16 protein-coding genes are annotated in these 13,871 nt (G+C 35.4%); 2 read left to right on the plus strand and 14 right to left on the minus strand.

What is annotated here, in order from left to right:
- Positions 1-2: 2 nt before the first annotated feature.
- The 5 genes from SYN6308_RS01840 to ftsH2 all read right to left on the minus strand — a co-directional run bounded on the left by SYN6308_RS01840 (position 3) and on the right by ftsH2 (position 4,443).
- The gene (locus tag SYN6308_RS01840; RefSeq protein WP_071591001.1) at positions 3-398 is read right to left on the minus strand and encodes a rhodanese-like domain-containing protein; all 396 of its coding nucleotides are present in this window, start codon (positions 396-398) and stop codon (positions 3-5) included.
- A gap of 132 nt (positions 399-530) precedes the next feature.
- On the minus strand, positions 531-1,193 hold the full coding sequence (locus SYN6308_RS01845) for a Tll0287-like domain-containing protein (protein WP_017292729.1): 663 nt from the start codon (positions 1,191-1,193) through the stop codon (positions 531-533).
- A 275-nt stretch (positions 1,194-1,468) separates the two neighbouring features.
- Complete coding sequence (locus tag SYN6308_RS01850) at positions 1,469-1,804, minus strand: HesB/IscA family protein (RefSeq protein ID WP_017292730.1); 336 nt, start codon at positions 1,802-1,804, stop codon at positions 1,469-1,471.
- Between the two features lie 202 nt (positions 1,805-2,006).
- The gene (locus SYN6308_RS01855; protein WP_017292731.1) at positions 2,007-2,408 is read right to left on the minus strand and encodes a phosphomannose isomerase type II C-terminal cupin domain; all 402 of its coding nucleotides are present in this window, start codon (positions 2,406-2,408) and stop codon (positions 2,007-2,009) included.
- 154 nt (positions 2,409-2,562) lie between these two features.
- Positions 2,563-4,443, minus strand: a complete 1,881-nt coding sequence (ftsH2, locus tag SYN6308_RS01860; RefSeq protein ID WP_017292732.1) for an ATP-dependent zinc metalloprotease FtsH2 — start codon at positions 4,441-4,443, stop codon at positions 2,563-2,565.
- Positions 4,444-4,799: 356 nt separating this feature from the next.
- Between ftsH2 and SYN6308_RS01865 the strand changes: the two genes are divergently transcribed.
- Both SYN6308_RS01865 and SYN6308_RS01870 read left to right on the plus strand, forming a co-directional pair.
- On the plus strand, positions 4,800-5,048 hold the full coding sequence (locus tag SYN6308_RS01865; protein ID WP_017292733.1) for a hypothetical protein: 249 nt from the start codon (positions 4,800-4,802) through the stop codon (positions 5,046-5,048).
- A gap of 261 nt (positions 5,049-5,309) precedes the next feature.
- Positions 5,310-6,815 carry a DNA methyltransferase gene (locus tag SYN6308_RS01870; RefSeq protein ID WP_017292734.1) on the plus strand — a complete coding sequence of 502 codons (1,506 nt, stop codon included), beginning with the start codon at positions 5,310-5,312 and terminating at the stop codon, positions 6,813-6,815.
- Positions 6,816-7,075: 260 nt separating this feature from the next.
- On the opposite strand, the gene SYN6308_RS25375 is transcribed toward SYN6308_RS01870, so the two are convergent.
- The 9 genes from SYN6308_RS25375 to SYN6308_RS01920 form a co-directional block, all read right to left on the minus strand.
- Positions 7,076-7,279 carry a type II toxin-antitoxin system RelE/ParE family toxin gene (locus tag SYN6308_RS25375; protein ID WP_306301634.1) on the minus strand — a complete coding sequence of 68 codons (204 nt, stop codon included), beginning with the start codon at positions 7,277-7,279 and terminating at the stop codon, positions 7,076-7,078.
- 97 nt (positions 7,280-7,376) lie between these two features.
- Positions 7,377-7,637: a ribbon-helix-helix domain-containing protein gene (locus SYN6308_RS01875; protein WP_017292735.1), complete on the minus strand. Its 261-nt coding sequence runs from the start codon at positions 7,635-7,637 to the stop codon at positions 7,377-7,379.
- A 125-nt stretch (positions 7,638-7,762) separates the two neighbouring features.
- Entirely contained in the window at positions 7,763-9,172 is a 1,410-nt protein-coding gene (locus SYN6308_RS01880) for a ferredoxin:protochlorophyllide reductase (ATP-dependent) subunit N (protein ID WP_017292736.1), read from the minus strand.
- A 121-nt stretch (positions 9,173-9,293) separates the two neighbouring features.
- A complete protein-coding gene (locus SYN6308_RS01885) occupies positions 9,294-9,728 on the minus strand; it encodes a DUF5331 domain-containing protein (RefSeq protein WP_017292737.1) in 435 nt (144 codons plus the stop codon).
- A gap of 26 nt (positions 9,729-9,754) precedes the next feature.
- On the minus strand, positions 9,755-10,153 hold the full coding sequence (locus tag SYN6308_RS01890) for a DUF5331 domain-containing protein (protein WP_017292738.1): 399 nt from the start codon (positions 10,151-10,153) through the stop codon (positions 9,755-9,757).
- A gap of 260 nt (positions 10,154-10,413) precedes the next feature.
- The gene (locus SYN6308_RS21480; protein WP_144051372.1) at positions 10,414-10,800 is read right to left on the minus strand and encodes a DUF5331 domain-containing protein; all 387 of its coding nucleotides are present in this window, start codon (positions 10,798-10,800) and stop codon (positions 10,414-10,416) included.
- A gap of 63 nt (positions 10,801-10,863) precedes the next feature.
- Positions 10,864-11,736, minus strand: a complete 873-nt coding sequence (bchL, locus tag SYN6308_RS01900; protein ID WP_017292740.1) for a ferredoxin:protochlorophyllide reductase (ATP-dependent) iron-sulfur ATP-binding protein — start codon at positions 11,734-11,736, stop codon at positions 10,864-10,866.
- A gap of 430 nt (positions 11,737-12,166) precedes the next feature.
- A complete protein-coding gene (locus tag SYN6308_RS01915) occupies positions 12,167-13,057 on the minus strand; it encodes a DUF6515 family protein (protein ID WP_017292742.1) in 891 nt (296 codons plus the stop codon).
- Between the two features lie 42 nt (positions 13,058-13,099).
- Positions 13,100-13,864 (minus strand): DUF2092 domain-containing protein, encoded by a 765-nt coding sequence (locus tag SYN6308_RS01920; protein WP_144051373.1) that lies wholly within the window; start codon positions 13,862-13,864, stop codon positions 13,100-13,102.
- Between the last annotated feature and the right edge of the window lie 7 nt (positions 13,865-13,871).

Consider the following 13,871-nt stretch of genomic DNA (forward strand, 5'->3'; position numbering starts at 1 on the left):
TTTTATATAACAGGAAAGCCCTTCACATTATCATAATTGAGCAAATGCAACGTCATCACTCCCATAGAAGAACGATAACCTGTCGAACAGTACAGCACCACAGGGCGATCGCTAGGAATTTTATTCAAATTTCGAGATAGTGTACGCAATGGAATATTTATGGCACTAGGGATATGACCAGAGCGGTACTCAGAAGGCTCTCGAACATCAACCAATAAAGGTTGACTGTTTGCCATCAAATCTTTTAATTCTTCCACATTGCCGATCGTGTAATATTCTGATGGCATCGACATGAGATAGCGATCGACAGCAACGTCCAATGTGGGATACCCTTGCACACTTGACAGAACATTCGTTTCAACTATTGGATTTGATAAAGTGGAAATTTCTGATGCCATCAAGTTTGGTTCAAGATTAAAAAAGAAACAAAACGACAAAATGAATCCGAGTAGTAGAATTTGGATCGACTTTTTAAACTTCATAAATTTTTCCTAAAAGATTTTTCTCAATTCCCTAGCACCAATCAATTTTTAGGGGTTAACTGAATCTTGAATTACCTTTTTCACATCGTCTGGAATAAAGACAGCATACATTCCCCGTAAGTCCCCAACTTTGAAGTTATACGCCAAATCTTGAGGATAGCCATCTTGGACAAACTGAGGACGGCTATCTTTCAAACCGTGACAGACTAAACAAGTGGCTTCTACATCTATACGGCGGTAATAGCGTGTTCCTGTCTCCTGATTAATTGTTTCTCTGTCCCAAAAACCGATTAGCTCGGAGTTTTGTTCAAATTTTGCCAAAGCTATCTTGTCATGTAGATTATTGGGAGCATGATCGGGATTACGATATTTATTGGCAATTTGTTTCACCTGCCAACCATTTTCTTTACTGAGTTCCATAGCTTTCATGCCCACAGGACGACAAACCTCCTTCATGGTCTGTTTTGTTGGTACTTCAGTACTTCCTTCTAAGGTTGAAGCTAAACCAGTTCGCATGGCATCTAAAGTCTCAATTTCTTGAACTGCGTGTACTAATTCATCTGGATGGGGAATAATGGGAGCGGCTAAAACGATCGCAGGACTCCAAACGATCGAAAACAAACTGAAACTAATCAGCACAAAAAGTTTCACAGGGATGCTTAAAACAAGGTGATGTAATTTTTGAAAAGATTTCTGAATCAGATTTAGCATAAATTTCTCATGTCTTAGTTTAATAAAAATCTATTTATATAATTAATGGTTTTTGTATTTTAAGTATTATTATATAGAGATAGTTTAACTTCACCTAAATCTTAGCTTTCCTCGCTCAATATGTCTGTACGTTATCGTACCGTATTATTATTTCTTAATATTTAACTCAGATTTTGCACTGACGTTGTTAATTTTTAATTCTCAATGGTTATTTTTGCTCTTATTATTTGTTGTTAAAGTAAGAAATTTAATAGTAATATATTAAAATATCACTATTATAATTTTTCTAATTTAAAGGATAATCCACAGGTACAATGTTCTTTAATATCGATATTTTTAAACTGAAACCCCCCTCCCATTAAATCTTCTATATAATCTATGGTTAAATTCTCTAAATATTCATAGTGAGTTCGATCGATCACAATCGTTACATCTAAATCAGGGGATATTGTGTGATCATTTTCTTCTATTTCTTGAGCAAAACTTAATTGATAAACATAATCTTTACATCCTCCTTTTTCTATTTTTATTCTCACATAGGAAGTATCTAAATCATAATTATTTTTGAGTCTTTTTAGTTCTTCGATCGCAGTTTGTGTACAATTTATCATAGTTAGGGGTTGGTTAAAAAGTATTTTGGTGAAGGGGAGGTGTTAGGTTTTAGGTTATAAAGTCGCTTCGATTTCGGTTATCGACTTCCACTGAGGGTTAGTCGAAGTGTCGTAGTCGAGACAAAATACAGAGAATACGATCGCACTTTAGCCGTGTAATTTACTACACTTTAAGTTATGGATGAACATCTCAAATAATTATTTATTGTCTCGAATAGTCATCTTGAAAACGAACAATATCATCTTCTCCTAAATATTCGCCGTTTTGCACTTCAATTAAGATTAATTTAATCACTCCCGGATTTTCTAAGCGATGAGTGGTACATTGAGGTACATAAGTTGATTGATTCGCCGCTAAAATCTTGACTTCATCACCACATTCTACTTTAGCAGTACCAGAAACCACAATCCAGTGTTCACTACGATGATGGTGCATTTGTAGGCTTAAACGATGACCGGGGTTAACTTCTATGCGTTTAATTTTATAGCCTGTGCCTTCTTCTAGGGTGGTAAAAGTACCCCAAGGGCGAGTTTCGGTAATATGATTTGTTAAGGGATGAAAAGAAGATAGGGTTTCTTGAGGTTGTTCTTGAAGTTGAATCATAATTAATTATACTAAAGTTTTTAATATTTTTTTGTCATCTTAACCGATAAATCAAAATAACTCAAAAAAAATCCTAGCGGTAAAGCTAGGTTATAACAAAAATAAAGATTATACATCTTCATTGAGAGTTGGTGGGCGGTGCATCGCCCTACACTTAGAGTTGAGGTACGAACTGTTCTTTTTCAGGTACGATCGTATATTCCGCTACGATTTGACGAAATTCCTCACCGTCAATGGTTTCTTTCTCAATCAGTAAATCCACTAATCGATCGATCACTTCCCGATTTTCCCGTACAATTTGACAAGCAATTTGATGACCATGTTCTGCTAACATCTTGATTTGGGAGTCAATGCGAGATGCGGTTTCTTCAGAATATTCCGCACGATTCATGAAGCCTCCTCCGAGGAAAACTTCTCCTCCTTGCCCTTCTAAGGAAAGTGAGCCTAGTTCACTCATGCCAAAACGTGTTACCATTTGACGAGCCATGCCTGTTACTTGCTGTAAATCGCCTCCTGCACCAGTGGTAACTTCATCATGTCCAAAGACTTCTTCTTCGGCAGCACGTCCACCCATAGCACCCGCAATTCGTGCCATTAACTGCGCTTTGGTGGTTAATCCTTGTTCTTCGTTAGGGGTAAACCATGTTAAACCTTGCGCTTGTCCACGGGGAATTAAGGTTACTTTTTGTACGGGATCATGATCTTTCAATAAAGTACCCACAATGGCGTGACCAACTTCATGGTAAGCAATCAAGCGTTTACTCTTACTATCCACTAAAGGAGTGCCTTCCATCCCTGCGATAACTCGATCGACTGCCGCATCAATTTCTGATATGGTAATCTCAGGTTTACGGCGACGAGCTGTTAAAATGGCCGCCTCATTGAGTAAATTCGCTAAGTCTGCACCACTGAAACCGGGAGTACGACGGGCGATCGCCTCTAAGGAAACACTAGAAGCAATTTTTTTGTTGCGAGCATGAACGTCTAAAACTCCTAATCTGCCTTTGAAATCGGGGGGATCAACCATTACTTGTCGATCGAAACGACCCGGACGCATTAAGGCACTATCAAGGACATCCGCGCGGTTAGTAGCGGCGATCACGATAATACCAGTATTGCCTTCAAAACCATCCATTTCCGTTAAGAGTTGGTTTAAAGTTTGCTCTCTTTCATCGTTACCACCGCCGATACCTGCGCCTCTTTGTCTTCCCACAGCGTCAATCTCATCGATAAAAATGAGACAGGGAGCGTTTTCTTTGGCTTTTTTGAATAAATCCCGTACACGAGAAGCACCAACCCCGACAAACATCTCCACAAATTCTGAACCAGAAATGCTGAAGAAAGGTACACCTGCTTCCCCTGCAATGGCTTTCGCTAGTAAGGTTTTACCCGTCCCCGGAGGTCCTACTAATAACACACCTTTAGGGATTCTTGCACCTACGGCGGTGAATTTCTCAGGTTGTTTTAAGAAAGTTACTACTTCTTGTAATTCTTCTTTCGCTTCATCGATACCAGCTACATCATCGAACATGATACCTGTTTTGGCTTCCATCATAAAACGAGCTTTCGACTTGCCAAAATTCATGGCTTGTCCGGGTCCTCCGGGCATATTACTAGAACGGCGGAAAAGGAAGAATAACGAGCCAATCAACAATACGGGGAAAACTAAGTTACCTAAAATACCCCAGATTGCGCCCTCGTTGCGTAAAGGATGAGAGTCGAAGTTAACCCCAGATTCTCTTAATTTGGTGATTAACTCAGGGGATGCACCGGGTAAGTCAACTCTTAATCTTTGTACTTGACGTAATTCAGGATCGATCGCTTCTACAATAGCAGTACGTCCATTTTCGTATAAGTCAACACTGCTGACTCGTCCTTTATCAAGGTATTCTAAAAATCTACCGTAAGTCATACGAGTACTAGCGGTATTGTTAGTATCGCTAACATTAGTGGCAAAACTGCCTTGCCAGATGAAAAACCCAATTACTAAAAAGGGTATTGTCCATAGTAGGACGGAACGCCAAGATAATTTCATAATTTTTTATAGTTTTTGTGAAAAGAAAGAATTAAGTAGTTAACTTGTTCTTATCTTTGATTTTTAACTTAATGATCTAATTGTAACAACTATTGCTTAACTAAACTTAACATATCTCTCATTTTTTATGCAAATACTATCATATTCGGTTTTCCCTCTCGATCGAAAACTGGGGGAGGAAGGGGAAAATACTTTAACTCCTTAATTTACTCAGAAGCCTAATGATTTAGATATGTTGTTATCTATATAATAGGCTTATAAGGTTCGATCGAGCAGTCTTGCTATCAAAACGAGCAAAACTACAATAATCGCTTTAACAGACAAAAATTATTATTTTCATTTATTCTTTAAAAATTATGAGTTTATTAACAGAAATAAGCATAAAAGTTAGTGAAGAAATTGCTCAAGATTATCAAAATATTTCTGAACTTGAAAAACAAGAAATACAACTAAAAATTAACGAGATTATAGTTTTAGAGTTAGAAAAAAGAAAAGATAAATCTAAGGATAAACTAGGTAAACTTATGGACGAAATTAGCAAAAAAGCTATGGCAAGAGGTTTAACACCTGAATTATTAGAACAAATATTAAATGAAGATGAATAAGTATAAAATTGTTGTTGATGTCAATATTATACTTGGCGAGGGCATAATTTGAGTTTGGTGAAGGTAGGCAAAAGGCAAGTAGGCAAGAGGCAACTATACATTTTGCAACATCAGATTATAACCTTGATGAGTATATTATAAGTGCTTTACTCATTCAGTTAATAATATCGATACGTTAAGTATTATTACAAAAGAATTTAAAGTTTTAAAAAGAAGTTATCTTGAAAGAATACTCTAAAAATATTTTGATAAGTTTTGATGATGAATAATCAATTATTTTATGGCGATAATTTAGACGTTTTAAGAAGACATATTAAAGATGAAACTGTGGACTTATGTTATATCGATCCGCCTTTTAATTCTAAGCGCAATTATAACCAAATTTATAACAACATCGGTAAAGAAGATCGAGCCCAAGCTCAGGCTTTTATTGATACTTGGACATGGGATGATTTAGCTAATTATGGTTTAGCTGAAATTAAGGAAAATTATCATGGAAAATTCACCCAACAAACGATCGATCTTATTTGTGGATTAGACAAAGTTTTAGGTAAAGGAAGTTTATTTGCTTATCTGGTAAATATGACTTTAAGAATAGTAGAAATTCATCGAGTTTTAAAGCCAACGGGCAGTTTTTATCTTCATTGTGATCCCACTGCAAGTCATTATTTAAAATTAGTTTTAGATACTATTTTTTGTTCTCAAGGTGGAGATTTTAGAAATGAAATTATATGGAGTTATAAAAAATGGGCAGTAGCTGAAAAAACTTTTTCTAAAAATCATGATATAGTTTTGTTCTATAATAAAAATGCAAATAAAATTCTTTTTAATGTTTTATTACAAGAACGTGCGCCATCAACTTTAAAACGATTTGGCAAGAAAAAAATAGTATCTGGACATGATGAAACGGGAAAAAGAATTCCATCACAAACCACTAATGAAGATTCTACAGGGGTTAAAATGTCGGATGTTTGGGATATTCCAATTATTGCACCTTCTTCTAAAGAAAGATTAGGCTATCCCACCCAAAAACCCAAGGCATTATTAGAGCGGATAATTAAAGCCAGTAGTAATGAAGGAGATGTGATATTAGATGCCTTTTGCGGTTGCGGTACGACTGTTGAAGTTGCCCAATTACTAGATAGAAAATGGATAGGAATTGATATAACTTATCAAAGTATTGGGGTAATAATTAAACGATTAGAAGACAGTTTCGGTAAAGAAGTTTTAGAAAATATCACCCTTAATGGTATTCCTAAAGATATAGAATCCGCTCAAGCATTGGCATTGAAAAAGGACGATCGAACTCGCAAAGAATTTGAAAAATGGGCAGTTTTAACCTATACCAATAATAGGGCAATAATCAACGATAAAAAAGGAGCAGATAAAGGTATTGACGGTATCGCATTTTTTGATAGTGGCAAAGATAACCCAGAAAAAATTATTATTCAAGTCAAGTCCGGGAAGGTAAAATCAGGAGATATTCGGGATTTATTAGGCACAATTACCATAAACGAGGCTACTTTAGGAATATTTATTACTCTTAATGAGCCCACAAAAGACATGATTAAGACTGCGAAAGAAGCAGGAATTTATCAAAGCCAATTTATGAGTAATCCTGTCGATAAAATTTCGATCGTCACCGTAAGAGAAATTATCGAAGAACAAAAACGCCTTGATATAAGATTAGTTTTAGAAGTGTTAAAAAGTGCCGAAAAACAGAAGGAAATTAAAAGCGATCAAATCAAAATCAACTTTGCGGATTGAGACAAAAACTGTAAATCCATCTCCCGTAAAACAGGCATCTTGCCTGTGACAATAATTTCGACTTTCCCCTTGACAAACCTTGACATTTTTGATAAAATTTAGATAATGGGAATATTGCTAATTTTGGAGATAGATAGTCAGATTTCCATTATGATCTTTATAATTTCTATTATTACCAAAAAGAGAGAAAAAGTCAAGGAAAATCGATTTTTTTTTCATGATTTAAAACATTAAGATCGATCATTTTTTTCTTAAGAATTTTAGACATCATCTAAGAATAAAGAATCTAAATTTCTATAGCCACTAATAATTCTAATAATTTCAATATCATCATTAATTACACGATAAAAAATAATATAGTTAGCTAAATTTAAACCTCGTAGAGATGGCTTAAGATGATCATAATTACGTCCAATATTAGGAAAATTAGCAAGATATTTACATTTTTTCTCAAACTCATTGATAAAGTTTTCCCCGCAGAAACATTGTGATTAGAAAAATAATCGATAATTTCTTCTAAATCTTTGATAGCAGGTTGAGAAATAATATGACGTTTCATGATTAATTTACTTTTGTTTTATGTAATCTTTGTTGTAAGTTATTAACCACGATTTCCCCCTCAATTCCTTCCCCTCTTTCTAAGGATTCAATGCCTTCTCCTATTTTGATTTGAGTTTCCTCTAACCATTCTTCATAATCACCTTGTATTCTCTCAAAAACTAAAAACATTTTATCTACTACTTCTTGGGGAGAATTATATTTACCAGTGGCGACTTGTGCTTTTAGGAATTTTTCTTGTTCTGGTTTTAGTTCGATCGTCATAATCAATCCTCCTATTTTTACTATTAATATAACAAATCATTAGACTTCTCCAGAAGTTAGATTTTTCATAGCTAAAACTATTGTAAAGACGTAAAATTTTACGTCTCTACTTCCGTGTCGATAATTTAGATTTTCGCTTCTTCCTTAACTAACTTACTCCACCCTAAATCTTTGAGGTTATTATTACGGCGTAATGGACGTGTTACCAACTCTAAAATATCACGGGCGTTGGTAAAACCGTGAATTTGGGCAAAAGTGAACTCAACTGACCATTTTGTGTTAATTCCTCTGGCTTCTAAGGGATTAGCGTGAGCCATGCCAGTTATCACTAAATCTGGTTTAATCTCTTTGATTCTTTGTAATTGATTATAGTTATCGGGTTTTTCTACAATAGTTGGTACACTTACCCCCATTTCTTGACAAGTTTGAGCTAAAAAGTCTAACTCAGCTTTTTGATAGCGTTTATCCATGTAAGGGATACCAATTTCATTAACCGTCATACCACACCGAATGAGGAAACGAGCTAGAGAGATTTCCAGTAAATTGTCACCCATGAAGAAAACTGATTTACCTTTGATGATGTCCACATAATCTTGGATATTTTCCCAGATTTGAGCTTCTCTTTCCGCTAATCCTTGAGGCTCAACCCCAACCACAGAGCAGATTTTCTCAATCCAAGCTCGTGTACCATCAGGGCCGATGGGAAAGGGTGCGCCAATTAATTTACACTTACGGCGACGCATTAAAGTAGTGGCGGTGCGACTTAAAAAGGGATTTACTCCTGCAACGTAATAACCTTCATCGATGACGGGTAATTCTGTATAACGTTTTGCTGGTAGCCAACCATTGATTTTAACCCCTTGTTTTTTCAATTCTAAGGTTAAATTGGTAACAACGGGATCGGGTAATGAGCCAAATAACACTAAGGGCGGATGAGACTTATATTCATCATTGTTGGTATCTTCGGCTTTTTTGCCAAAATTGAGTAATTTTTGAATGGCGTTACGCTCGGTTTTCTCTGATTCTTGTTTTACTTCTGATTCCTTAGGGCAACGATTCGCCATAGCGGCTAAAACGGTGTCTTCTCCTTGGGTGAAGGCATAATCTAAACCGTTGGCGCGCGCGACTACGATCGGAATACCCAATTCAGCTTCTAATTTGGGGGCAATACCTTCTAAATCCATCTTAATAATTTCGGTGGTACAAGTACCAATCCAGACAATTACGCTAGGGTTTCGATCGCGCTTAATTTGGTCACAAAGGCGTTTTAACTCGTTATAATCGTTAAGTTGAGCGGAAATGTCGGCTTCTTCTAATTCAGCCATAGCGTAACGAGGTTCAGCGAAAATCATAACACCCATAGCATTTTGTAGAAAATAACCACAGGTTTTAGTGCCGATAACGAGGAAGAAACTATCTTCAATTTTTTGGTATAACCAAGCGACACAACTGATAGGGCAAAATGTATGATAATTGCCTGTTTCGCATTCAAATTTTAATTCGGGGGTAGTGGGTTTTTCTGTTGCTAAAGTCATGGGTTTTACTCCTATTAATAATGTTTAATTCGTAGGTTGGGTTAGCGAAAGCGTAACCCAACAATTTATATATTCTTTGATAATTTTGGGTTTCGTACCTCAACCCAACCTACAATGTTTTTTAGGTATTTAAGTCAAAGCCTTTAAATAATTTATTCATCTCATTTTGAAAGTTATTAATTCCTTCTTGAATGTCTGGAAAAGCAAATTCTTGATTGGATTTATCGGTTTCTGGGGAATTTTCAGACGGATTATTTGTTTTTTCTAACTCTTTTCGAGGATCAAAATTTAATCCTAAAGTCTCTACAATTTTTTCTAAGTTATCGTCAGCTATATATAACGTATAAAGAAGTTTACTAAAATTGCGATGTTTTCCTGCTAAAAATCCTAAAATCCATTCTGCTTTTACTCGATAACCTCCATCGGGAGTGCCTACTCTGGTAAACCAATTTTCGGTAATTCGATCGAACAAAGTCGCATTTTCTTGATAATATTCAAGCCAAGATTTCCTAATAATTGCTTTATTTTTTTCGATAAAATATAAATGATTTTCCATAGATTTTTATTAGTAACTTGATAAAATTAATTGTTAGTCATATTAGTTGATTCTTTGATTTTTTGACGCAACTCATCTAATGGAGAAACTGGAGGTAATAAATGAGCTTCTTGTTGAGTTTTTTCTCTTTCCTCTCGTCTTTTTTTTAACTCAATATCGGGATCAAAATTAAGTCCTAAAGACTGAATTAAAGCATCAGAATCTTTATTTAAAGATACCAAAGTTTCCATAAAATCTTTGGCAAAATCAGGCTCTAAACCACAGATTATTCCTAAGATAATATCTGGACGTTTTCCCTCGTCTGGTGTTTTCTTCCATCTATTTGATGAATAGTTACAAAATAGTATTATCCATTTACGGTTTATTTCCCAATAATCTAACCATTTTTCTTTTAAATCTTTTTTTACTTCTGTAAGAGTCCTCATTATCGTATTTTTTTCATTTTATTAAAAAATTTTTTTCAGTCGCTTTAGCCGACTTTTGCTGTTAGCCTTGTCAATTTATTGCAAGGCGGTTTATTAATTTTAACTGTTGATTAATGTAACAATTTAATTAATTGAATCATAATTTTTATGATTAATTGATAGTTTTAGGTGATGAACCATAATCCGCAAAGAAATAAATTTCATTGCTAATAGCTCAAGTCTGCTAAAGCGACTAATTCTGAATATCATAAAGAGAATTTTTAGAAATTTTTATTCCTAAATTCATCTAAAGGAGAAGGAGGCTCAATTAATTGATTTTTTGCCCTTTCTTCTTTCCTTTTTTCGAGTTCAATTTTAGGATCAAAATTTAAACCTAATAATTCCACTATTCTATATGTATCATTTGTCGCCATTGATAAAAATTGTATATAATCTTTAGTCTTTTGATCAAAAGAAATAATAATCGATAAAATTATAGAATCAATAGGTCTAATTTGATATTCTTTTGCACCAGTGTTAACATTGTTAACTGGAAATTCACATTGAAGAATTTGCAATTTATTTTTTTCTAAACACGATAAATTAACCTGATAATAATTAAGCCATTTTTCTTTTAATTGAGCCTTAAATTCTTCAAACTCTTCCACAATTCCCATACACTAAATAGATAAAAATAATTCTTAATTCTTAATTCTTAATTGTTCATTAATTTACACCATCATTAATTCTAATTCGTCTCTTTCCTGTTTAGGCGCATCCGCAGGAGGATTTAAGTAGTAATCGGAAAGTAAACCAAACAACTCTCGATCGAGCGCTTCACTAGGCACAACTCCTTCGGGTAATGCTAAAATCTGATCAGCGATATTAAGATAATATTGGCACACATAATCTAAACTAGGGTCTTTTTCTGCCATTTCAAACAAGGTTTTACCCTTTACTCTCGATACTCGGATGTCTTCAATGAGAGGTAAAACTTCTAATACAGGCATTGCTACATGGGAAATGTATTTATCGATTAAATCCCGTTTCGAGGTGCGATTACCAATTAAACCTGCTAACTTGAGGGGATGAGTGCGCGCTTTTTCTCTGACGGAAGCGGCAATACGATTAGCGGCGAATAAGGCATCAAAACCATTATCGGTGACGATTAAACAATAATCTGCATAGTTGAGAGGCGCTGCAAAACCTCCGCAAACTACGTCACCCAACACATCAAATAAAATCACGTCATATTCATCAAAGGCGTTTAACTCTTTTAACAGTTTGACGGTTTCGCCTACCACATAACCACCACAACCAGCCCCGGCAGGAGGACCTCCTGCCTCTACACAGTCAACACCTGCGTAACCTTTATAAATAACGTCTTCTGCCCAAATATCTTCATAGTGGAAATCTTTTTCCTGTAGGGTGTCGATAATAGTGGGAATTAAAAAGCCAGTAAGGGTAAAGGTACTATCATGTTTTGGATCACATCCAATCTGTAATACTTTTTTACCTCTTTTTGCCAAGGCTGTGGAGATGTTGCAACTGGTGGTTGATTTGCCGATACCGCCTTTTCCGTAAACTGCTAATGTCAAAGTCATGTTTTTATGATTCCTGATTTATTTGCACTGATTGCATTATTGACTAATTTTTCGGAAATGAAAAGGGGTACAAGTTTTAGTTTGGGTAGTAAATAGACGAAAATTTGAGTATAATTTCATTTAATTTATTTAATTAACTCTAATTGTTGTTCAAGATTAAATTTGACTAATTTTAAAATTTTGCTAATCAATAAACTATAATTTTGTATAAAAGCAAAAAAAGGTAACAATATCTTTACATAAACCAGAAAAACCTTATTTAATAAGGCTTTCTGATGTTCAAGAGTTCGATCGAACTTGAGTAATTATACTTAAAGAATTGGCAAAATTAGCAATATATCTGGGTGAAAAAAGATGATTGTTAATATTTACAACAATTTTTGATTAGTAAAGAAAAATAAGTATAAATACTCAGAAAAAATATTGGGTTTTAAATTTGAATCACCTTATAAACCGTTGTACCATTTTGGTAGAAAGTTTGATAATAGATACCAGCACAATCATAATATTGAGTATTTCCCATTTGAGTCACGGTGCATCCATCGGGGAGATAACTGACGACAGCACCCACAGGAGGAGAAATAATGACATAGTTTCCGTTACTAGGTTGCATATAAACTCCATCGGAATAGATATAAGAAGTTGAGCCAATATAAATAGTATCGTAATAGGGAGGCGGAGTCGCAACACTCGCACCAATAGCTAATCCAGCAGTTAAGCCCACTGCCGCAGTCCAAGCACCCCAACCGGGAGGAGCATAGTAGCCTCCACCGTACCAACCACCACCACGCCAGTTATCATTGACAAAATCCTGACGGTTATCTTGGCGATTTCCTGCATTATTTTGACGATTATCTTGGCGATTCCCTGCATTATCTTGACGATTACCTTGATTAGTTTGACGGTTATCTTGACGATCGCCTTGAGCATTACTACGGTTAGTTTGTCTTTCTCCTTGATTAGTCTGACGATCGCCTTGAGCATCACTACGGTTAGTTTGTCTTTCTCCCTGATTAGTCTGACGATTACCTTGAGCATCACTACGGTTAGTTTGTCGTTGCCCTTGATTACCCTGACGACTGGAAGAATTACTAAAGTTGCCTCTATTTTGTAAACTGGTACTACTATTTACCCGTTGAGATGCACCACCACCTCTTGCACCGCTCGATCGATTGACACTGCTGGTTCTTGCACCTCCTCCACCTCTTGCACCGCCACCCCGTCCACCACGTCCTGCGTAGGCGACATCGGAGAAAATAGCTAAGATAGTGAGTAACACGGTGAAAGTAAAAATAAAGGGTTTTTTGGATAAGTTTTTCATGATGAACTCCTGTAAAATAAGTTTTTAATACGAAGGGTTTATTTAAGGTGAGGGGGGTAAGATTTCAATTCTGACGTTATCCTTTTTTGGGGTGAAAGTAAAAATATCTTGAGAAAATGAGGGTTTAAAGTTCCAATTAGAGAATAACACCGTATATTGAGGGGCATTCGGTAGATTTTTATAGGTGATGATGGCTTTTTTGATTAAAGGAGGATTATCTTGACTAATCCATAATTGTCCATCCCAATCATCGGTAACGAGAAGTAAGTGATCTGTTTCGACTCGATTAACCAAGTTACTCCCAATGTATAAAGGTTCTTCTATTATATCATCAAGGACACGACAAGGATTACTGGTAAATAAGTTCGACATGGCAATAGTGAAACCATAGTTTTGTTCGATCGAACTCACCATGTCATCAATAGTTGTGGGTGCTTCTTTGGTAGCAAAAACATTGAGAAGGGGAGAAAATAAGGTAAAAGATTTACCATCATAATAAAAACTTCTTTTTTCCTGATCTCCGATGGTATCCACTCTGAGCAAATTAGGTCTTTGTAGGGATACTTGTTTATAACCGCTATATTGAACTTTTGAGCCTGATGCTAAAACGTTGTCATAGGTGACATCCATTTCTACACTAAAGGATTGTTGACTCTTGAGAAAATCGCAGACTTGGTTTAATAATTCATCTGTGGTTATGGGAGATGTTTCTGTATTGGGGACATTTTGAGCTTGTATTTTTGATGCTACACCAAAGGTGGAAGTTACACAAAAAGCAAGAGTTAATAAAATTTTTGAATAGTTCATATATTTG

The organism is Geminocystis herdmanii PCC 6308 (assembly GCF_000332235.1).
GTDB lineage: Bacteria > Cyanobacteriota > Cyanobacteriia > Cyanobacteriales > Cyanobacteriaceae > Geminocystis > Geminocystis herdmanii.

Bases quoted from the DNA above. Each gene is read 5' to 3' on its own strand.
- SYN6308_RS01840 (WP_071591001.1), bottom strand. From the start codon at position 398: ATGGCATCAGAAATTTCCACTTTATCAAATCCAATAGTTGAAACGAAT.
- SYN6308_RS01845 (WP_017292729.1), bottom strand. From the start codon at position 1,193: ATGCTAAATCTGATTCAGAAATCTTTTCAAAAATTACATCACCTTGTT.
- SYN6308_RS01850 (WP_017292730.1), bottom strand. From the start codon at position 1,804: ATGATAAATTGTACACAAACTGCGATCGAAGAACTAAAAAGACTCAAA.
- SYN6308_RS01855 (WP_017292731.1), bottom strand. From the start codon at position 2,408: ATGATTCAACTTCAAGAACAACCTCAAGAAACCCTATCTTCTTTTCAT.
- ftsH2 (WP_017292732.1), bottom strand. From the start codon at position 4,443: ATGAAATTATCTTGGCGTTCCGTCCTACTATGGACAATACCCTTTTTA.
- SYN6308_RS01865 (WP_017292733.1), top strand. From the start codon at position 4,800: ATGAGTTTATTAACAGAAATAAGCATAAAAGTTAGTGAAGAAATTGCT.
- SYN6308_RS01870 (WP_017292734.1), top strand. From the start codon at position 5,310: ATGAATAATCAATTATTTTATGGCGATAATTTAGACGTTTTAAGAAGA.
- SYN6308_RS01875 (WP_017292735.1), bottom strand. From the start codon at position 7,637: ATGACGATCGAACTAAAACCAGAACAAGAAAAATTCCTAAAAGCACAA.
- SYN6308_RS01880 (WP_017292736.1), bottom strand. From the start codon at position 9,172: ATGACTTTAGCAACAGAAAAACCCACTACCCCCGAATTAAAATTTGAA.
- SYN6308_RS01885 (WP_017292737.1), bottom strand. From the start codon at position 9,728: ATGGAAAATCATTTATATTTTATCGAAAAAAATAAAGCAATTATTAGG.
- SYN6308_RS01890 (WP_017292738.1), bottom strand. From the start codon at position 10,153: ATGAGGACTCTTACAGAAGTAAAAAAAGATTTAAAAGAAAAATGGTTA.
- bchL (WP_017292740.1), bottom strand. From the start codon at position 11,736: ATGACTTTGACATTAGCAGTTTACGGAAAAGGCGGTATCGGCAAATCA.
- SYN6308_RS01915 (WP_017292742.1), bottom strand. From the start codon at position 13,057: ATGAAAAACTTATCCAAAAAACCCTTTATTTTTACTTTCACCGTGTTA.
- SYN6308_RS01920 (WP_144051373.1), bottom strand. From the start codon at position 13,864: ATGAACTATTCAAAAATTTTATTAACTCTTGCTTTTTGTGTAACTTCC.